At 59.6% G+C, this 19,678-nt stretch carries 20 protein-coding genes and 1 tRNA gene; 11 read left to right on the forward strand and 10 right to left on the reverse strand.

The window, feature by feature from the left end:
- Positions 1–2: 2 nt before the first annotated feature.
- Positions 3–1,772, reverse strand: a complete 1,770-nt coding sequence (locus IMX17_RS20395) for an ABC transporter ATP-binding protein/permease (RefSeq protein WP_046899079.1) — start codon at positions 1,770–1,772, stop codon at positions 3–5.
- 181 nt (positions 1,773–1,953) lie between these two features.
- Between IMX17_RS20395 and IMX17_RS20400 the strand changes: the two genes are divergently transcribed.
- The gene (locus IMX17_RS20400) at positions 1,954–2,811 is read left to right on the forward strand and encodes a GyrI-like domain-containing protein (protein ID WP_046899007.1); all 858 of its coding nucleotides are present in this window, start codon (positions 1,954–1,956) and stop codon (positions 2,809–2,811) included.
- Positions 2,812–2,845: 34 nt separating this feature from the next.
- Here the strand turns inward: IMX17_RS20400 and actS are convergent, their stop codons facing one another.
- On the reverse strand, positions 2,846–3,601 hold the full coding sequence (gene actS, locus IMX17_RS20405) for an amidase activator ActS (RefSeq protein WP_033644792.1): 756 nt from the start codon (positions 3,599–3,601) through the stop codon (positions 2,846–2,848).
- A 149-nt stretch (positions 3,602–3,750) separates the two neighbouring features.
- Between actS and IMX17_RS20410 the strand changes: the two genes are divergently transcribed.
- The 6 genes from IMX17_RS20410 to betT all read left to right on the forward strand — a co-directional run bounded on the left by IMX17_RS20410 (position 3,751) and on the right by betT (position 9,557).
- The gene (locus tag IMX17_RS20410) at positions 3,751–4,320 is read left to right on the forward strand and encodes an HdeD family acid-resistance protein (protein WP_004931723.1); all 570 of its coding nucleotides are present in this window, start codon (positions 3,751–3,753) and stop codon (positions 4,318–4,320) included.
- A 136-nt stretch (positions 4,321–4,456) separates the two neighbouring features.
- Complete coding sequence (locus IMX17_RS20415; protein WP_033644790.1) at positions 4,457–4,795, forward strand: hypothetical protein; 339 nt, start codon at positions 4,457–4,459, stop codon at positions 4,793–4,795.
- A gap of 259 nt (positions 4,796–5,054) precedes the next feature.
- Complete coding sequence (locus IMX17_RS20420) at positions 5,055–5,669, forward strand: 2OG-Fe dioxygenase family protein (protein ID WP_223524591.1); 615 nt, start codon at positions 5,055–5,057, stop codon at positions 5,667–5,669.
- Entirely contained in the window at positions 5,666–6,898 is a 1,233-nt protein-coding gene (locus tag IMX17_RS20425; protein WP_193550170.1) for a cysteine desulfurase-like protein, read from the forward strand. Before IMX17_RS20420 ends, IMX17_RS20425 begins: the two co-directional genes overlap by 4 nt.
- Before the next feature lie 149 nt (positions 6,899–7,047).
- Positions 7,048–7,395, forward strand: a complete 348-nt coding sequence (locus IMX17_RS20430; protein WP_227414653.1) for a hypothetical protein — start codon at positions 7,048–7,050, stop codon at positions 7,393–7,395.
- Positions 7,396–7,559: 164 nt separating this feature from the next.
- Positions 7,560–9,557: a choline BCCT transporter BetT gene (betT, locus tag IMX17_RS20435; RefSeq protein ID WP_193550171.1), complete on the forward strand. Its 1,998-nt coding sequence runs from the start codon at positions 7,560–7,562 to the stop codon at positions 9,555–9,557.
- Positions 9,558–9,725: 168 nt separating this feature from the next.
- On the opposite strand, the gene IMX17_RS20440 is transcribed toward betT, so the two are convergent.
- The 3 genes from IMX17_RS20440 to prfB form a co-directional block, all read right to left on the reverse strand.
- A tRNA-Gly gene (locus tag IMX17_RS20440) sits at positions 9,726–9,799 on the reverse strand.
- Between the two features lie 147 nt (positions 9,800–9,946).
- The gene (gene lysS, locus IMX17_RS20445) at positions 9,947–11,464 is read right to left on the reverse strand and encodes a lysine--tRNA ligase (RefSeq protein ID WP_046899004.1); all 1,518 of its coding nucleotides are present in this window, start codon (positions 11,462–11,464) and stop codon (positions 9,947–9,949) included.
- A 9-nt stretch (positions 11,465–11,473) separates the two neighbouring features.
- Positions 11,474–12,572, reverse strand: a protein-coding gene (prfB, locus tag IMX17_RS20450) for a peptide chain release factor 2 (RefSeq protein ID WP_099783420.1) whose coding sequence is annotated in 2 segments (ribosomal slippage) — positions 11,474–12,496 and positions 12,498–12,572 — 1,098 coding nt in all. Because the reading frame shifts where the segments join, the coding sequence is not laid out codon by codon here.
- Positions 12,573–12,836: 264 nt separating this feature from the next.
- Between prfB and IMX17_RS20455 the strand changes: the two genes are divergently transcribed.
- Entirely contained in the window at positions 12,837–13,223 is a 387-nt protein-coding gene (locus IMX17_RS20455) for a type II toxin-antitoxin system RelE/ParE family toxin (protein ID WP_193550172.1), read from the forward strand.
- Complete coding sequence (locus IMX17_RS20460; RefSeq protein WP_046899002.1) at positions 13,216–13,560, forward strand: DNA-binding transcriptional regulator; 345 nt, start codon at positions 13,216–13,218, stop codon at positions 13,558–13,560. The genes IMX17_RS20455 and IMX17_RS20460 overlap by 8 nt, the downstream gene beginning before the upstream one ends.
- Before the next feature lie 51 nt (positions 13,561–13,611).
- Here the strand turns inward: IMX17_RS20460 and recJ are convergent, their stop codons facing one another.
- From recJ to xerD, 3 genes are read right to left on the reverse strand one after another with little or no spacing between them, the layout of a single operon-like run.
- Positions 13,612–15,345 carry a single-stranded-DNA-specific exonuclease RecJ gene (gene recJ, locus IMX17_RS20465; RefSeq protein ID WP_033639478.1) on the reverse strand — a complete coding sequence of 578 codons (1,734 nt, stop codon included), beginning with the start codon at positions 15,343–15,345 and terminating at the stop codon, positions 13,612–13,614.
- Positions 15,346–15,351: 6 nt separating this feature from the next.
- Positions 15,352–16,068 carry a bifunctional protein-disulfide isomerase/oxidoreductase DsbC gene (dsbC, locus tag IMX17_RS20470; protein WP_042785306.1) on the reverse strand — a complete coding sequence of 239 codons (717 nt, stop codon included), beginning with the start codon at positions 16,066–16,068 and terminating at the stop codon, positions 15,352–15,354.
- 26 nt (positions 16,069–16,094) lie between these two features.
- On the reverse strand, positions 16,095–16,994 hold the full coding sequence (xerD, locus tag IMX17_RS20475) for a site-specific tyrosine recombinase XerD (protein ID WP_033644935.1): 900 nt from the start codon (positions 16,992–16,994) through the stop codon (positions 16,095–16,097).
- A gap of 106 nt (positions 16,995–17,100) precedes the next feature.
- Here xerD and fldB point away from each other — a divergent pair, with 106 nt between their 5' ends.
- Positions 17,101–17,619 carry a flavodoxin FldB gene (gene fldB, locus IMX17_RS20480; protein ID WP_033635825.1) on the forward strand — a complete coding sequence of 173 codons (519 nt, stop codon included), beginning with the start codon at positions 17,101–17,103 and terminating at the stop codon, positions 17,617–17,619.
- Positions 17,620–17,684: 65 nt separating this feature from the next.
- On the opposite strand, the gene IMX17_RS20485 is transcribed toward fldB, so the two are convergent.
- Together IMX17_RS20485 and sdhE are read right to left on the reverse strand one after the other, a co-directional pair.
- On the reverse strand, positions 17,685–18,107 hold the full coding sequence (locus tag IMX17_RS20485) for a protein YgfX (protein ID WP_046899001.1): 423 nt from the start codon (positions 18,105–18,107) through the stop codon (positions 17,685–17,687).
- The gene (gene sdhE, locus IMX17_RS20490; RefSeq protein WP_019455657.1) at positions 18,088–18,354 is read right to left on the reverse strand and encodes an FAD assembly factor SdhE; all 267 of its coding nucleotides are present in this window, start codon (positions 18,352–18,354) and stop codon (positions 18,088–18,090) included. The genes IMX17_RS20485 and sdhE overlap by 20 nt, the downstream gene beginning before the upstream one ends.
- 320 nt (positions 18,355–18,674) lie before the next feature.
- Here sdhE and ygfZ point away from each other — a divergent pair, with 320 nt between their 5' ends.
- Positions 18,675–19,667: a tRNA-modifying protein YgfZ gene (gene ygfZ / locus IMX17_RS20495; RefSeq protein WP_099783413.1), complete on the forward strand. Its 993-nt coding sequence runs from the start codon at positions 18,675–18,677 to the stop codon at positions 19,665–19,667.
- Positions 19,668–19,678 lie beyond the last annotated feature (11 nt).

Consider the following 19,678-nt stretch of genomic DNA (forward strand, 5'->3'; position numbering starts at 1 on the left):
CGTCAGCGCGGTTCCTGCTCTTCGCTGTACTGGGTTTGCCACATGGCGGCGTAGCGGCCGTTCGCGGCCAGCAACGCCTCGTGCCCTCCGCGCTCGACGATCTCCCCCGCCTCCAGCACGATAATTTCATCGGCATCCACCACGGTGGAGAGCCGATGAGCGATCACCAGCGTGGTGTGGTTGCGGCTCACCTCGCGCAGGTGTCCCTGGATTTCGCGCTCGGTCTGGGTATCCAGCGCGCTGGTCGCCTCGTCGAATACCAGGATGGCCGGATTTTTCAGGATGGTGCGCGCGATCGCCACCCGCTGCTTTTCACCGCCCGACAGCTTCAACCCGCGCTCGCCCACCCGGGTGTCGTAACCGTCGGGCAGACCGACGATAAAATCATGGATATGCGCCAGCCGCGCCGCCCGCTCGATTTCTTCATCGCTGGAGCCGGTTTTGCCATAGCCGATGTTGTAGCGCAGCGTATCGTTGAACAGCACCGTATCCTGCGGCACGATGCCGATCGCCTGTCGCAGGCTGGCCTGGGTCATTTGACGAATGTCCTGGCCGTCGAGGGTAATGGCGCCGCCCTGCACGTCGTAAAAGCGGAACAGCAGGCGCGACAGCGTGGACTTGCCCGCGCCGGAGGCGCCGACCACCGCCACCGTGTGGCCCGCCGGAATGGTAAAGCTCACCTGCTTGAGGATCGGCCGACGCGTGTCGTAACCGAAGCTGACCGCGTCGAACCGCACTTCGCCGCGCTCGAGGCGCAGCGGCTGCGCATCCGGGCTATCGACGATCTCACGCTTTTCCTGCAGCAGATCGAACATGTTCTCCATGTCGATCAGCGCCTGGCGCACCTCCGAGTAGATAAAGCCGAAGAAGTTCAGCGGCTGGTACAGCTGCAGCAGGTAGGCGTTGACCAGCACGAAGTCGCCGACCGTCATCGTCCCCTGCCTAATGCCCTGCGCCGCCATGGCCATCATGACGATCAGTCCGATCGAGATAATGGCGGTTTGCCCCAGGTTGATCGCGGTAAAACTGAATTGGTTCTTGATGGCGGCGTATTCGTAGAGCCGGCGCGACAGATCGAAGCGCTCAGCCTCGAACGCTTCATTGCCGAAGTACTTCACGGTCTCATAGTTCAGCAGGCTGTCGATGGATTTGCTGTTGGCGTCGGCGTTGGCTTTGTTGAGCTCGCGGCGAAAGCGGGTGCGCCAGCTCACCGCCAGCACGGTGAACAGAATGTAGCAGCCGACCGTGGTCAGGATCGCCAACGCGAACCAGCCATTCAGCATATGCCACATGATCGCCGTGACCAGCGTCAGCTCGAACAGGATCGGCACGATGGAGAACAACAATCGCGACAGCACCGTGGACACCGCCTGGGTGCCGCGCTCGATAGACAGCGACAGCCCGCCGGTCTGGCGCTCCAGATGAAAGCGCAGGCTCAGCGCATGCAGCTGGCGAAACACCCGCACGCCCAACAGGCGCGTGGCGTTTTGGCTGACGTGGATAAACATCACGTTGCGCAGCTCCTCAAACAGCGCGCCGCCCACTCGCGCCACGCCGTAGGCGACGATCAGCCCCAGCGGCACCGCCAGCATTTTCGCCGTCTCGCCGCTCAGCGCATCGACCATCGCTTTGTAGGCCAGCGGCACCAGCGTGGTGCTGACCTTGGCCACCACCATGAACACAAAGGCCACCACCAGATACCAACGCAGCCGCGGGTTGTCTTTCGGCCACAGATAGGGCAGCAGGAATTTCAGCAAGCGGGAACGATCCATCATGTAATATTCATCTTCTCGGTCGGGCTCGCGGCGCATGGCCGCGCGGGAGTTATGAGTTTGGCCTGGTCGGCGGCGAACGCCGCAGCCATTCCGTTTTCCTGCGATGGCAACTCAGCATCATCCGTCAGGAGAAGCGGCAGCGACTCGGGCAAAGTTCAGGCATGGAGGAGACAATCACATGACCCAGACGTATGCAAAGCGCTTTGCGCAGGTCTTTGACTATATCGACCGCCACCTGGACGAGGCGCTTACCGTCGACAAGCTGAGCGAAGTGGCCCATTTTTCGCGCTTTCACTTTCAACGCCAGTTTAGCGCGTATTGCGGCATCTCGGTGTGGCGTTATATCCAGTGGATGAGGCTTAAACGCGCCTCTTACCGCCTGGCGTATAACCCGCTGGAGCCGGTGATTGACATCGCGCTGGACGCCGGTTTTCAGAACCCGGAGTCCTTCAGCCGCGCCTTCAAACAGGCGTTCAGCCAAACGCCGAGCCAGTTTCGCAAACAGCCGGCCTGGATCGATTGGCAGCAGCGCTTTCCCGAACCTAAACACAGAAGGAAACACCCCATGAAGGTAGACATTGTCGATTTTCCGGCCACGCCGGTGGCGATGATCGAACATAGCGGCCCGCCCGCGCTGGTCAACGAAACCGCCGCACGCTTTATCGAGTGGCGCAAAACCAGCGGCCTGTCGCCGGTCAGAAGCAGCCGCACTTACGGCATCGCGCCGCACGATCCGGCCACCACCGAAGCGCAGGACTTCCACTTCTTCATTTGCGGCGAAGTCACTACGCCGATCCCGGAGGACAACGCCTTCGGCGTGGTGAACGGCACGCTGCCGGCCGGGCGCTGCGCGGTGCTGCGCCATCTCGGATCGCTGGATGGGCTCTCGGAAAGCGCCCGCTATCTGTACCGCGAGTGGTTGCCGGCCAGCGGCGAGGAGCTGCGCGATTTCCCGCTCTATTTCCACTACCACAACTTCGTGCACGAGGTGGCGGAATATGAACTGGTGACCGATCTTTATCTGCCGCTGAAATAGCTGACATCCGGCTCCGCAAGGAGCCGGATTGACGTTAACAGGACGGCGACGATCCCTGCGGCGGCAGATAGCGCTGCGGATCGAGCGCGGTGGCGCGGTAGCGGATCTGGAAATGCAGGAACACCGAATCGGTGCCGGTGCTGCCCATGGTGCCGATCTTCTGCCCCGCTTTCACATCCTGGCCATTGCGCACCAGCGTGGTGTCGTTGTGCGCATAGGCGGTAATAAAGTCTTCGCCGTGCTTAATCATGATCAGGTTGCCGTAGCCGCGCAGTTGGTTGCCGACGTACACCACTTTGCCCTTGGCGGAAGCATAGATCGGCTGGCCGCGTTTACCGGCGATGTCGATGCCCTTGTTGCCGCCATCGGCATTGGAGTACGCCTGCACGATCCGGCCACTGGTCGGCCAGCGCCAGCAACGTGCGGCGCCCGGCGGCGGCGTCTGCTTGGCGATCGCGGCGGAAGACGAGGATGTTTTACGGCGCGTGGCGGCGGTTTTGGTCGGCGCGCCGCCGCTCAGCCGCAGTTTTTGCCCCACTTCCAGATTATAGGGCGGGCGTATCTTGTTGATTCTGGCCAGATCGCCGACTTCGCTGTCGGTGATCCAGGCGATGTAGTACAGCGTATCGCCCCGTTTGACGGTGTAGGACTTGCCGGTGTAACTGCCCTTCGGCAGTTTGTCGTAGTCGCGGTTGTAGGTGTTTTTACCCGAACACCCGGCCAACAGCAGCCCCAATGTCAGACACACCGCGATGCGGCGCCACCTTGCCAGCTTGCTTCCTGTGCTCAAATCCTGTCCCCAATCGTCTTTTCGGTTCTGATACGCGTCAGCCGCACAGTGTAACATTTGCGCCGGGTCAGTCAAAAACCCCCAGACGGTCTATGCTAAACAGGTAAGGATGACTGATTAATTTCCCAACGACGAAATGGAGTACTGTCATGTTGAACCTCGACCGCAATAATCTGCCCCTCCTGAGCGAAGAGCTGCTCAAAAAGCAACGCACCACCCTGCTGATCATCGCTTTCCTGCTGCTGGCGGGCGGCATACTGTGCCTGGTGAATCCTTTCGCCTCCGGCGCAGCGCTGAGCATCGTGGTGGGCGTCCTGCTGCTGTTGAGCGGCGCCGGGCTGATTATCGCCATGATCGCCAACCGGGCGCAGAATACCTGGCCGATGATCGGCGGCATTCTGCTAGGCGTGGCCTACCTGATTATCGGCTATGTGTTCATCACCAGCCCGCTGGCGGGCATTCTGGCGCTGGCGGTCTACCTCGCCGTGCTGTTTGCGCTCGGCGGCATCGCGCGCCTGGCGGCAGGCTATATGCGCCGCGGCCTGCCGGGCAACTGGCTGCAGTTCGTCATCGGCGTACTCGATTTGATCATCGCCTGGATGCTGATCGGCTCAGGCCCGGCGGCGTCGGTGACGCTGGTGACGGCGATCGTCGGCATCGAGATGCTGGTCAGTTCCTTTGCCCTGTTCCAGGCAGCGAATCTGTTTAAACGCGCCTGATCGTAACGGCCCGCCGACGGCGGGCCGCTATCCCCTCCCCATTTGCAAACAAAACAAGGCGATACCCCCTCAGCTTGTCCGTGGTTATCTTCATCGGTAAGTGCCAATATAGGCGAAGACAAGGGAGCTGAAACCGATGACAACCCATTCCAAACCGTTGAACTCGCGGGAGGTCTGCCTGCAATTACGCCACTTCAATCAGGTAATCGGGCAACAATGCCGCAATATGGCGCGCCAAAAAACCGCTTGCCCGTGCTGCCTGACGGACATCGCCACCGGCTGCGACGCCGGTATCAAACTGTGTGGACAGCAGTTGGCCAAACCCAACCCGCAAACCCCGTTATTCCGGCAGATTCGCAACCTGCTGCTCGACCTGCGCGCAGAAGCGATAGGGGTTCACAGAATAGACGTCCTAAACCGCACCAATAACGAAATCTCCTGGCTGTTGCGCGAGCTTTATTTCGAGACATTCTGAACACGAGGGCCGCGCGCCCATCGCTTGATACCTGCCGGTGCGGGCAAGATGCCGCGCCGTTTCACCGCCGCGCCAGCCGACTTTTCGCCACTTTATCTTTTTGCGTTCTCCCCACTTTACGACCGCCATCACACCTCGCCAACCCCACATTGCGTTGGTTATAGAGTCGTCTACAATTCAATCGAATTACCCCCTACAACATCAGAAATTATTATTATTAGAGGTGATTATGTTACAGAAACACGAAAACGTAATAAGTATGACTGTACTAAGCCCGCAAGCCACCCAAGAGCTGATGCCCTCATTTTCTTCCTTGCCCCACACGCAACATGCCGACGGCAAATATCGCCTGCGCCGTTATTCCGTCGTGAAATACCTCAACCCCAACATCGCCGAAGTGGGGCCGCGCACCTTCATGCAATCGGATCAGATCAACCATTTCCAGGGCAACGTGGTGCGCCGCTTCGAGCCTATCGACAGCGCCGTGCTGCAGAGCGCCGGCATGGCGGAGATGTGCAACCTGTTTGCCGAAAATAACGAACTGCCGGAAGGCGCCGAGATAGAGATCCACCAGATGCGCGTGGTCGCCATCCAAAAAGATACGCTGGTGGCGCCGGAAGGCATTCACCAGGACGGTTTCGACCATATCGCGATGATCGCCATTCACCGCCACAATATCGTCGGCGGCGAAATCATGCTGTACGACGACAGCCGCCACGATCCTTTCTTCAAAAAAGCGCTGGCCGACGGTGAAGCCGTGCTATTGGCGGACAGTAAACTGTGGCACAACGCCACGCCGATCAATACCGTAAGCCCGAATGAAGAAGGCTATCTGGATCTCTTCGTCCTCACCGCTCGGGGAGAGAAAGCATGACCTTTACCCCCGAGCTCGCCCGACGCCAGTTCAGCGCCCTGTCCCGGCAGATCGAAGGCAAACCGGCGATCTTTTTCGACGGCCCCGGCGGTGCGCAAGTTTCCCGGGGCGTGCTGGAAAAAATGACCGACTACCTGGGGAAGTACAACGCCAACCTGGGCGGGCACTACTTCTCCAGCCGGGTTACCGGCGAGGTGATGAGTCAGGCGCGCGAATCGGTGCGCGCCTTGTTAAATGCGCCGTCGCCCGACAACATCGTCTTCGGCATGAACATGACCACGCTGACCTTTCATCTCAGCCGCATCATCAGTCGCGATTGGCGGGACGGCGATGAGGTCATCGTCACCGCGCTGGATCACTACGCCAACGTCTCCAGCTGGCAGCAGGCCGCCGCCGACAAAGGCGCCGTGGTGCATCAGATGGCGCTGGAGAGCGCCGATTGTTCTCTCGACGCGGCAAAAGTGTGCGCGCGCATCAACGCCAACACGCGTCTGGTGGCGGTCAGCTACGCGTCCAACGTCACCGGCAGCATCGTCGATATCAAAACCATCGTTGAAGCCGCGCATCGGGTGGGCGCGCAGGTGTATGTCGACGCCGTTCATTACGCGCCGCATAACCTGATCGACGTGCAGGCGTTGGGATGTGACTTCCTGGTGTGCTCCGCCTACAAATTCTTTGGCCCGCACGTCGGCATGGCCTACATCGCGCCGCAGTGGCTGCAGCGCCTGCGGCCGTACAAAGTCGAGCCGGCCACCGACGTCGGCCCCGGCCGTTTCGAGACCGGCACGCAGAGCTTCGAAGCGCTGGCCGGCGTCGCGGCCGCTATCGAGTATCTGGCGCAGTGGGGCACGCCCGGTGCGCCGTTAAGGCAGCGTCTGCAGGAGAGCTTCGCCGCCTACCACCGGCATGAAGAGGCGCTGTGCCGCCACTTTTTGCAACGGCTGCAGCAACTCGACGGCGTGCGGCTCTACGGCAATCCGCAGGCGGACAGCGCACGCCGCACGCCGACCTTCGCCCTGACCTTCAGCGGCCAGGCGCCCGACGCGATCGCCCGACGGCTGGGGCAGCACAACATCTGCGCCGGCAGTGGGCATTTCTATGCGTTGGGCTTGGTGCAACAGCTGGGGTTGCAGGACGGCGGCGTGCTGCGCATCGGCATGATGCACTACAACACCCTTGATGAGATCGATACGCTGTTTGAAATACTCGCCAAGGAGATCCTCGGTTAATGCGCCATAACGGCCCGTTCGGTTTTCCGGCGGGCCACACCGCATGAATAGCCGTGCGTGTCGCCGGAGGCGTTAAACGAGAATAACGCTCCCCCTGTTTGAGGGGTTGGGTAAAATAGGCGGGATTTTTTTGAAAAGGAATTTTTACGTTGAGAAAATATGCCGTTATCACCGCCGTGTTGATGATGTCTTCTTGCGCCACGCCGGAAAAGTGGGAAGCGCAAACGGCGGCTCCGACACCCCTTGAGGCCGCCAGAGCAAGCTGCCGACAAGAAGCCGAACAACGCTATCCCGTGAGCCTGTCTTTAGACACCCGCTCGCCTGTATTCTCCTCCATGACTATCAACGGCGCGGAGATTCCCCACACCGGCGGTGGCGCTTATCCCTCGGACAGCAATGAAATGCGCAGAAAAGAACACGTTAATGCCTGCATGAAATTGGAAGGATGGGAAAATAAGAATAAGGTGACGGGGTTATTGGCCTTTTTATTTAACTAACGGCAACGTGAATTATTCGGAATTACCGCACAGAGACAGCGGTAATTCCGCTCTATAGAGCGGCGTCGGCCTCCTGCGCCAACCCAACTATTTTGCTACGATATTACAGTCACCACCTTTCCTCCATTCAGGGCGATAATCAAACAAATGGAATAAATCAATTTATGAGTGAGAAAGACACCTCCTTAAATAAGCCGCAAAGCCATATCAACAAAGCGGTATTCTTCACCTCTGCAGTCCTCATTTTTCTTCTGGTCGCCTTCGCCGCCTTTTTCCCCGACGTCGCTGACAAAAACTTCAAGCTTCTGCAGCAACAAATCTTCACCAACGCCAGCTGGTTTTATATTTTGGCCGTGGCGCTCATATTGCTCAGCGTGACGTTTCTGGGGCTTTCTCGTTACGGCGACATCAAACTTGGCCCCGATCATGCGCAACCCGATTTTCGCTACCACTCCTGGTTTGCCATGCTATTTTCGGCGGGGATGGGTATCGGTCTGATGTTCTTCGGCGTGGCGGAACCGGTTATGCACTATCTCTCGCCGCCGGTCGGCACGCCCGAGAGCATCGAGGCGGCCAAACAGGCCATGCGCCTGACCTTTTTCCACTGGGGGCTGCATGCCTGGGCGATCTACGCCATCGTGGCGTTGATTCTGGCCTTCTTCAGCTATCGGCATGGCCTGCCGTTGACCCTGCGCTCCGCGCTTTATCCGATCATCGGCGATCGCATTTATGGCCCTATCGGCCACGCCGTCGATATCTTCGCCGTCATCGGCACCGTATTCGGGGTCGCGACCTCGCTGGGTTATGGCGTATTGCAGGTCAACGCCGGGCTTAACCACCTGTTTGGCGTGCCAATCAACGAAACCGTTCAGGTGATATTAATCGTGGTGATTACCGGGCTGGCCACCATTTCCGTGGTTTCCGGGCTGGAGAAGGGCATACGCTTTCTGTCGGAGCTGAACCTCAGCCTGGCGCTGTTGCTCCTGGCCTTGGTGTTGCTGTTGGGGCCAACCGTTTTGCTGTTGAAATCCTTTGTGGAAAATACCGGCGGCTATCTGTCCGAGCTGGTCAGCAAAACCTTCAACCTGTATGCCTATGAACCCAAATCCAGCAACTGGTTAGGCGGATGGACGCTGCTCTACTGGGGGTGGTGGCTCTCCTGGTCGCCTTTCGTCGGGATGTTCATCGCCCGGGTTTCCCGCGGCCGAACCATCCGCGAATTTGTCACGGGCGTGCTGTTCGTCCCGGCCGGCTTCACCCTCATGTGGATGACCGTGTTCGGCAACAGCGCCATTTACCTCATCATGGAAAAGGGCGCGACAGATCTCGCCGCTACGGTACAACAAGACGTGGCCTTGGCGTTGTTTAACTTCCTGGAGCATTTCCCATTCTCCAGCGTGCTTTCGTTTATCGCCATGGCGATGGTTATCGTCTTTTTTGTCACGTCCGCCGACTCCGGCGCCATGGTCGTGGATACCCTGGCTTCGGGCGGCTCCAGCAACACGCCGGTATGGCAACGCATTTTCTGGGCGTCGCTGATGGGCATCGTCGCCATCGCCTTGCTGATCGCCGGGGGGCTCAGCGCGCTGCAAACCGTCACCATCGCCAGCGCGCTGCCTTTCTCGGCCATCTTGCTGATATCCATTTACGGTTTGCTTAAGGCGCTGCGTCGCGATCTGACCAAGCGCGACAGCCGGAATATGGCCACCATCGCCCCTACCGCCGCCCGCAATCCTATCCCCTGGCAGCGCAGGCTGCGTAATATCGCTTATCTGCCAAAGCGCTCGCTGGTTAAGCGCTTTATGGACGAAGTCATCCAGTCGGCCATGACGCTGGTGCAGGAGGAGCTGAGCAAGCAAGGCACGCTCAGCAGCATCAACACCGGCGCGGAAGATCGCATTCGTTTCGAGGTTGATTTAGGCGATGAGCTTAACTTTATCTATGAAGTCAGACTGCGCGGCTACAGCTCGCCGACCTTCGCCCTGGCCGGGCTGGATAATGATGAACAGCAAGCCGAGCAGCACAAATATTATCGCGCGGAGATCTACCTGAAAGAAGGCGGCCAGAACTACGATGTCATGGGCTGGAATCAGGAGCAGTTGATCAACGATATTCTCGACCAGTACGAAAAACATCTGCATTTCTTGCATCTGGTGCGCTGAATGCCGACATGCCGTCCCCAGGGGCGGCATTTTTTTGCCCTGCCTTCCTCCCTGCGGCGCTGATGATGCGGGTGGGATGGAGGGCGACCAGAAATAATGCTTACATGTGCAAAGGATTGGGTTGGGGTAACGTTTTGGAGAATCAGGATGCTTTCACGAGGAGGGTACTGGAGCGGGTGAAGGGAATCGAACCCTCGTATGCAGCTTGGGAAGCTGCCGTTCTACCATTGAACTACACCCGCATCGATGTGCGACAGGCATTATAACCGGTTATCGGCGGCGGGCAAGCGGAGATGGCGCGTAACTGTCGATGTTTTAAGCGGTTAAGTCCTGCAGACGAAAAAAAACCGGCGCAGTTGCCCGCACCGGTTGTTGCACGCTAAACGCGATTATTTCTGCGGGCGCATCGCCGGGAACAGAATCACGTCGCGGATGGTGTGGCTGTTGGTGAACAGCATCACCATGCGGTCGATGCCGATGCCCAGACCGGCGGTTGGCGGCAGGCCGTGCTCCAGCGCGGTGACGTAGTCTTCGTCGTAGAACATCGCTTCGTCGTCGCCGGCGTCTTTGGCGTTCACCTGATCGGCGAAGCGCTGCGCCTGGTCTTCGGCGTCGTTCAGCTCGGAGAAGCCGTTGCCGATTTCACGGCCGCCGATGAAGAACTCGAAGCGGTCGGTGATTTCCGGGTTCACGTCGTTGCGGCGCGCCAGCGGCGACACTTCAGCCGGGTACTCGGTGATGAAGGTCGGCTGAATCAGATGGCTTTCCGCCACTTCTTCGAAGATCTCGGTCACGACGCGGCCCAGGCCCCAGCTCTTCTCAACCTTGATGCCGATGGATTCCGCGATGGCCACCGCTTTGTCCATGTCGGCCAGGTCAGCCAGATCGGTTTCCGGACGGTATTTCTTGATAGCCTCGGTCATGGTCAGCTTCTCGAACGGCTTGCCGAAGTCGAACACTTCGTCGCCGTACTGCACCTGAGAGGTACCCAGCACTTTCTCGGTCAGGGTGCGGAACAGCGTCTCGGTCAGCTCGATCAGGTCTTTGTAATCCGCGTAAGCCATGTAGAGTTCCATCATGGTGAACTCTGGATTATGACGCGGAGAAACGCCTTCGTTGCGGAAGTTGCGGTTGATTTCGAACACGCGCTCGAAGCCGCCGACCACCAGACGCTTCAGATACAGTTCCGGCGCGATGCGCAGATACATGTCGATATCCAGCGCATTGTGGTGGGTGATGAACGGACGCGCCGACGCGCCGCCCGGGATCACCTGCATCATCGGGGTTTCGACTTCCATGAAGCCGCGTTCCACCATGAAGTTACGGATAGCCGACATCACCTGAGAACGCACCTTGAAGGTGTTGCGCGATTCTTCGTTGGCGATCAGATCCAGGTAACGCTGGCGGTAACGGGTTTCCTGATCCGCCAGGCCGTGGAATTTGTCCGGCAGCGGACGCAGCGCTTTGGTCAGCAGACGCAGTTCGGTGCAGTGGATCGACAGTTCGCCGGTCTTGGTTTTGAACAGCTTGCCGCGCGCGCCGAGGATATCGCCCAGGTCCCACTTCTTGAACTGCTCGTTGTACACGCCTTCAGCCAGATCGTCGCGCGCGACGTACAGCTGAATGCGGCCGCCCACGTCCTGCAGCGTAACGAAAGATGCCTTGCCCATAATGCGGCGGGTCATCATGCGGCCGGCGACGGTCACTTCTACGCCCAGCGCTTCCAGCTCTTCGTTGTCTTTATCGCCGTACGCGGCGTGCAGTTTGTCGGAGGTGGAGTCGCGACGGAAGTCGTTCGGGAACGCAATGCCGTTCTCACGCAGGCCGGCCAGTTTCTCGCGGCGGGACTGCAGCTCGTTATTGAGATCCAGCGCCTGATCGGCGCCCTGTACTTGTTGTTCAGACATTTCTATTCCTCATAACCCGGCTTTCAAACTTGCCTCAATGAATTTATCCAGGTCGCCATCCAGTACGGCCTGCGTGTTACGCGTTTCGACGTTGGTGCGCAAATCCTTGATGCGGGAGTCATCCAGCACGTAAGAACGGATTTGGCTGCCCCAGCCGATGTCGGACTTGTTGTCTTCCATCGCCTGTTTATCAGCATTTTTCTTTTGCATCTCAAACTCGTACAGCTTGGCTCGCAGCTGTTTAAACGCTTGATCCTTGTTCTTATGCTGAGAACGATCGTTCTGGCACTGCACCACGATGTTGGTTGGCAGGTGAGTAATACGTACGGCGGATTCGGTTTTGTTGACGTGCTGACCGCCCGCACCGGAGGCGCGGTACACGTCGATGCGCAGATCCGCCGGGTTGATATCGATGTCGATATCGTCGTCCACTTCCGGGTAGATGAACACCGAGCTGAACGAGGTGTGGCGACGGCCGCCGGAGTCGAACGGGCTCTTGCGCACCAGGCGGTGAACGCCGGTTTCAGTGCGCAACCAGCCGAACGCGTAGTCGCCGATGATCTTGATGGTGGCCGATTTCAGGCCCGCGACGTCGCCGTCGGACTCTTCGATCACTTCGGTCTTGAAGCCCTTGGCTTCGGCCCAGCGCAGGTACATGCGCAGCAGCATGCTGGCCCAGTCTTGCGCTTCGGTGCCGCCGGAGCCGGCCTGAATGTCCAGATAGCAGTCGGCGCTGTCGTATTCGCCGGAGAACATGCGGCGGAATTCCAGCTGTTCGAGCTTGGCGATCAGTTGATCGAGTTCGGCGACCGCTTCGTTGAAGGTCTCTTCATCGTCGGCTTCCACCGCCAGCTCCAGCAGACCGCTGACATCTTCGCTGCCCTGCTGCAGGTGATCGATGGTTTCAACGATGGCTTCCAGCGCGGCGCGCTCTTTGCCGAGCGCCTGTGCGCGCTCCGGTTCGTTCCAAACGTCCGGCTGCTCCAGCTCGGCGTTGACTTCTTCTAGGCGTTCCTTCTTGGCATCATAGTCAAAGATACCCCCTAAGAACCGCAGTCCGCTCGGACAGGTCCTGAATTCGGTTTTTTACCGGGTTAATTTCAAACATGGTTTTGCGTTCTTTTACGTTGATGTCGTCGATGGCGGAATGCCATTGGAACCGCTAATTCTAACGGATCCGGGCGGCAGTTTATAGCGAGTTGGTCAGTTTTTGTGGCGATCGGGCGCCAAAGCGTGTAGCGGGGAGAGCTGGCGTTTCGTCCGTGTTTTCTTGTCGGCGCCAACCAAGCCACTAAGCTGTTCAAGTATTGAGCAGCGTAGTCATTAAGACTATAGTCACGACGATGACTCAACAGGGATAGGCGGTGCCAACATGGACATTTTCGTTACGGATGATTTCGACAAATTTATGAAGAAAAATCGCATCGTCGATCAAAAAATTTGCACGGCAGCTCACGAACTCGAACATGGCAACCATGACGGCGATCTGGGGGGCGGCGTCTACAAGAAACGCCTCCCGCTCAATCGGGGTAAACGGGGCGGCGCCCGATCCATCGTGGCATTTAAACACGGACGCCATCAGTATTTTGTTGATGGATGGCTAAAAAACACCGTAAAACAGAACGATGCAAAAGAAATTAACGATGATGAATTAGCAACCTATCGCGAGCTCGCTAAAGACTTTCTTGCCATGCCGCCAGAAATTATCAAACGAGCCATCGATAGCGGTTACCTGCGAGAGGTGAAATGCGATGACTGATAATCGCCTACTCAGACTGCAAAAAATGGCGCAACGATTCAATGAAATTGGCGCAGTGTCAGACGACACCATGCGCAGCATCGATGCGCGCGTTCAGGCGCAAGAGCAAAATGCCCAGCATGAACAGCGTGAGCAAATGGACGGCGCACGCATCAAAATGCTACGCAAACGGCTTGGCTTAAGTCAGGCCGATCTGGCGGCCGTGGTCAATATGTCGACCACCAGCGTACAGAAATGGGAACGTAATGCGGTGAAACCCCAAGGTTCCGCGCTCAGAATGCTGGAAATTATCGAGCAGAAAGGCGTCGCCAGCCTGATTATTCCGCCACGAAACTGATGGAGCGTTCGTACACCGGTCACTTACCGCTACACGAACGCCCATTTCGCCTCAGCGCGGCCAAAGGTGCTGGATCAGCAGTTGCACGTTGCGGTTGCCGCGAAACTCGTTGACGTCGAGTTTGTAGGCCAGTTCCACTTCGCGCACGCTGCTGTCCGGCCACAGCGTGGTGTCCACGTTGAACGCGATGCCGTCGAGCAACGGGCCGCCGCCAAGCGGTTCCACCATCAGCTTCAGGTGTTTCTCACCCACCAACCGCTGCTGCAGGATGCGGAACTTGCCGTCGAAGGTCGGTTCCGGGAACGCCTGGCCCCACGGGCCGCCCTCGCGCAGCAGCTCCGCCGTCGTCAACGACAGCTCCTGCATCGCCAGTTCGCCGTCGGACCAGATCACCCCTTCCAACATCGCCGGATCGAGCCATTCGCCCACCAGCTCGCCGAAACGCTGGCGGAACTCGTCGAATTTGGCCTCTTCCAGCGACAGCCCGGCCGCCATCGCGTGGCCGCCGAACTTCATCATCAGCCCGGGGTTCAGCATATCCAGCCGCTCCAGCGCGTCGCGCATGTGCAAGCCGGGCACCGAACGCCCGGAGCCTTTCAGGATGCCGTCACCCGCCGGCGCGAAAGCGATCACCGGACGGTGGAAACGCTCTTTGATGCGCGAAGCGAGGATGCCCACCACGCCCTGATGCCATTCCGGATGATACATCGCCAGCCCGTAAGGCAGCTCGGTGCTGGTGCGCTCCAGCTGATCGCACAGCTGCAGGGCTTCCACCTGCATGCCCTGCTCTATCTCGCGTCGCGTCTGGTTCAGCGCATCGAGATCGTTGGCCAGCATGCGCGCCTGCGCGATGTCGTCGCTCAACAGCAGCGCCACGCCGATCGACATGTCGTCCAGCCTGCCGGCGGCGTTGAGCCGCGGGCCGAGGGCGAAACCGAGATCGTTGGCCGCCAGTTGGCGGGCGTCGCGGTTGGCCACTTCGAGCAGCGCGCGGATGCCCGGTCGGCATTTGCCGGCGCGGATGCGGTTTAATCCCTGATACACCAGAATGCGGTTGTTGGCGTCCAGCGGCACCACGTCGGCCACGGTGCCGAGCGCCACCAGATCCAGCAGTTCCGCCAGATTCGGCATCGCCAGCGCGCGCTGTTCGAACCAGCCGCTGTCCCGCAGCCGGGCGCGCAGCGCCAGCATCAGGTAGAACGCCACGCCTACCCCCGCCAGCGATTTGGACGGGAAGGCGCAGCCGCGCAGGTTGGGGTTAACGATCGCTTCAGCCGCCGGCAGGGTCTCGCCCGGCAGGTGGTGATCGGTCACCAGCACCTGCATGCCTTTGGCGTGCGCCACGTCGACGCCGGCGTGGGAGGAGATGCCGTTATCGACGGTAACAATGAGTTCTGCGCCGCGCGCCGCCGCCTGCTCCACCACTTCGGGGCTCAGGCCGTAACCGTCTTCGAAACGGTTAGGCACCAGATAGTCGACGGCTGCGCCGCCCATGCTGCGCAGCGCCAGCACCGTCAGCGCGGTGCTGGTGGCGCCATCGGCGTCGAAATCGCCCACCACCATGATGCGGCGACCGTCGGCCAGCGCTTGCTGCAACAGGCTGACGGCGTCGTCGATGCCGTCCAGCTGTTGCCAGGGCAGCATGCCCTTAACGCCGCGCTCCAGCTCTTGCTCAGCCTGCACGCCGCGCAGGGCGTAAAGCCGGCGCAGAAGCGGCGGCAAACTGGCGGGCAGATGCGTGTCGTCCGCCGCCGGGCGGCGGCGTAGTTGCGTTTTGATACTCACCGGCGATTAACCACCGGCTTTGGTGGCGGCCTGATGCGCGTCCAGCATGGCGGCCATCTCTTTCGGCCCCTGATAGCCCGGGATCATCATGCCGTTTTCCAGGATGATGGCCGGCGTGCCCTGAATGCCGAACTGCACGCCCAGCTCGTAATGCTTGCTGATGTCGGTTTTGCAGGTCGCCGGAGAAACGGCATCGCCCTTCATGGCGGCGTCGAACGCCTTGGCCTTGTCGGCGGTGCACCAGATCGACTGCATGTCTTTTTCAGCCTGGGAAGCCAGCCCCTGGCGCGGGAACGCCAGGTAACGCACGGTAATGCCCAGATCGTTGTACTCTTTCATCTGCTGATGCAGTTTGTGACAGTAACCGCAGGTGATATCGGTGAACACGGTGATCACGTGTTTCTCTTTCGGCGCTTTGTAAACGATCATCTGATCTTTCAGCGCTTCCATCTTGGTGCTCAGCAGTTGGTTGGTCACGTTGACCGGCTCTTTGCCGCTGACGTCGAACAGCGGGCCCTGCAGGATGTGCTTGCCGTCTTCGGAGGCGTACAGCACGCCGCTGTCGGTCAGCACGGTTTTCAGGCCGTTGACCGGCGAAGGCTGCACGTCCGCCTGCTGAATGCCCAGGCTGGCGAGCGCTTTTTTGATCGCCGCGTCATCGGCATGGGCGGCGCCGGCCACCGAAGCCACCAGCAGAGAGAGCAGCATTAAACCTTTTTTCATTGTTCCAATCCTTTCGAACCCGCCGCTCAGGCGCGCGGGTGATGCTGTTGATGTAGCTGTTTCAGTCGTTCGGTCGCTACATGAGTATAAATTTGCGTGGTCGAGAGATCGCTGTGGCCTAACAACATCTGTACGACACGGAGATCGGCCCCATGGTTCAGCAAATGGGTGGCGAACGCGTGCCGCAACACGTGCGGCGACAGACGCTCGCTGTCGATGCCCGCAAGGATGGCATAGTGTTTGATGCGATGCCAGAACGTCTGTCGGGTCATTTGCTGACACCGGTTGCTGGGGAACAGCACATCCAGCGTCTGGCCGTTGACCAGCCACGGGCGCCCGTGCTCCAGATAATTTTCGATCCAGTAGACCGCTTCTTCGCCCAGCGGCACCAGCCGCTCCTTGTTGCCCTTGCCGATCACCCGCACCACGCCCTGACGCAGGCTGACGTCGCTGATGTTCAACCCCACCAGCTCAGAGACCCGCAGCCCGGTCGCGTACAACACCTCGAGCATCGCCTTGTCGCGCAGCTCCAGCGGCTGATCGACGCAGGGCGCCTGCAGCAGCGCATCGACCTGCGCCTCGCTCAGATCCTTCGGCAAACGCTGCGGCAGCTTCGGGGAAGCCAGCTGCGCGGTGGGATCGTCGGCGCGCAGCTTTTCGCGGTACAGATACTGAAACAGGCGCCTCATGGCGCTCAGCAAGCGCGCGGAGCTGGTGGCCTTGTAGCCGCCATCCACCCGCTCGGCGAGAAACGCCTGCAGATCCAAGGCCTGCGCCTGCAGCAAGTCGGTGTTTTGCTGGCCAAGCCAGGCGCCCAGGGCCTGCAAATCCAGCCGGTAGGAGGCCAGCGTATTTTCCGCCAGATTGCGCTCAAGCCACAGCGCATCCAGGAATTGTTCAATCAGCGCATTGTCTTGCTGTTGCACGCGGTCCTCTCTTCGTTGCATTTCCACCCGCGCCATTATGCCTTAAGCCGACGCAAATCAGGTATACTCGCTGCAATTCTCTAAACAGCAACGTAACGGTTTACACATGAAGATTGGTCTGTTTTACGGCTCCAGCACCTGCTACACCGAGATGGCGGCAGAAAAAATCCGTGAGATTCTGGGTGAAGACCTGGTCGACCTGCACAACCTGAAAGACGTCTCGCCCAAGCTGATGGAGGACTATTCCATTCTCATCCTCGGCATCCCGACCTGGGATTTCGGCGAACTGCAGGAAGACTGGGAAGCTATCTGGCCGCAGCTGCCGGCGCTGGATCTGAAAGGCAAGATCGTCGCCATGTACGGCATGGGCGACCAGCTCGGTTACGGCGAGTGGTTCCTCGACGCGCTGGGCATGCTGCACGATCACATCGCGCCGCTGGGCGTGCAGTTCATCGGCTTCTGGCCAACCGAGGGCTTCGAGTTCACCAGCCCCAAACCGCTGAGCGCCGACGGCAAACACTTCGTCGGCCTGGCGCTCGATGAGGTCAACCAATACGATCTGAGCGAAGAGCGCCTGCAGCAATGGTGCGAACAGATCCTGTTGGAAATGGAGCCGCTGCTGTAGCCGCCGTCGGGCGATCTTCCCCAAACGCCGAGCGCCGGCGGCATGATCCGCGCCGGCGCCCCCTATCAGTCTTGTTCGCCGTCACTCGCCGGCGGATACAGCAACAGCTGCCGCAGGTGGCGCCACTCCTCTTTGCTCATGCAGTCAGAAGCCAGCCACAGCCGACGGCGCTTTTTGCCCTCCATAGGCTGTAGCGTCAGCAGCAGGCCGTAGCCCGGCATCCAGGGCTTCTTCACCAGCCGCCATTCTCGGCCGTGCCAGCTGAAACGCCTGTCCGCCAGCAGCCGCAGTTCACCCTGCACCGCGGCGATGCGCTTCTGGCTGCGAATGCACTGAAACACCACCAGCGTCAGCAACACCAGCCAGAGCGGACCAAAGCCTTCCGGCCAGGGCGAAATCAGGATCAGCAGGATCAGGACGCCGTGGGTCAACAGAGAGAACAGCTGGGTGCGCCAGGAAATGCGGATATCACATCGCCACTGGGCCACGATCTTTATTTCGCGTTTGGATCAGGGTCACCATTCTTTGCAGCTCGCTGTCCTGCGGCGCGCCATGATTCATCAGCCAGTTGAACAAATCGGGATCGTCGCACTCGAGCAGACGGATGAACAGCGCCTTGTCCGCGTCATTCAGGCTGTCGTATTCGTATTCGAAGAACGGCATGATGGAGATGTCCAGCTCGCGCATGCCACGACGGCAAGCCCAGTGAATACGTGCTTTGTTGTTAATATCCATGTTGTTATGACTCACCTCTTTTCAGCGCGGCAGCGCCAGCGCAGGGTTCAAATGACACACTGTATGGCAACGCCGTCGCAATATAATTCCATCAACCGGGGATCTGTCTGCAAGGGTGCCCTGGCCGCAAGCCTATAGAGTAACAATTTGACATACACGCCGGGAAGGCGCTTTGTGGCGGAAAACGCAATAAAGCGCAAAATGCCAAAAAAAGCGCCCCCCGGCACCGCGGCGCGAATAACAGTTTGCAAAGCCCGCCGCCTCTTTTACCATGGGTTCAATACCCTTCAGGTAAGCTAAACGTTGAGCAGGAACTTACTATGGCGCATAACATTCCATTCCCACCCCGTCAGCCCTCCGCTTCCACCCATCTGCCCCTGACGCTGATCTCGCTGGAAGATTGGGCGCTGGTGACGCTGAACGGGCCGGACGCGGTGAAATATCTCCAGGGCCAGGTGACGGCGGACATCGACGCGCTGGCGGCCGATCAACACGTGCTGTGCGCCCACTGCGACGCCAAGGGCAAAATGTGGAGCAACCTGCGTCTGTTCCACCGTGGCGAAGGCTTCGCCTATCTGGAGCGCCGCAGCGTGCTGGACAGCCAACTGGCTGAAATCAAAAAATATGCGGTGTTCTCCAAAGTCACCATCGCCGCCGATAATGACGCAGTATTGCTGGGGGTCGCCGGTTTCCAGGCGCGCGCCGCGCTGGCGGGCCTGTTCGCCACGCTGCCGAGCGCCGAGCACCCGGTGGTGCAGGAAGGCGAAACCACGCTGCTGCACTTCGCTGCGCCGGCGGAACGCTTTCTGCTGGTGACCCGCCCCGCCGTGGCCGAACAGCTGATCGGCAAACTGCATGATCAGGCGGAACTGAATGACAGCAGCCAGTGGCTGGCGCTGGAGATCGAAGCCGGTTATCCGGTTATCGACGCCGCCAACAGCGCGCAGCTGATCCCGCAGGCCACCAACCTGCAGGCGCTGGAAGGCATCAGCTTCAGCAAGGGCTGCTATACCGGCCAGGAGATGGTGGCGCGCGCCAAATTCCGCGGCGCCAACAAACGCGCGCTCTACTGGCTGGAAGGTAAAGCCGCTCGCGCCCCGCAGGCGGCGGAAGATCTGGAGCTGCAGCTGGGTGAAAACTGGCGCCGCACCGGCACCGTACTGGCGTCGAGCCAATTGGCCGACGGCACGCTGTGGGTGCAGGTGGTGATGAATAACGATTTAGACGCCGACAGCAAGCTGCGGGTGCGCGACGATGCCGCCAGCCAGCTGGCGATCAAACCCTTGCCCTACTCGCTGGCCGAAGAGAAATAATCCGTCGGCCG

It is taken from the genome of Serratia sp. X3 (assembly GCF_014982455.1).
GTDB lineage: Bacteria > Pseudomonadota > Gammaproteobacteria > Enterobacterales > Enterobacteriaceae > Serratia > Serratia ureilytica.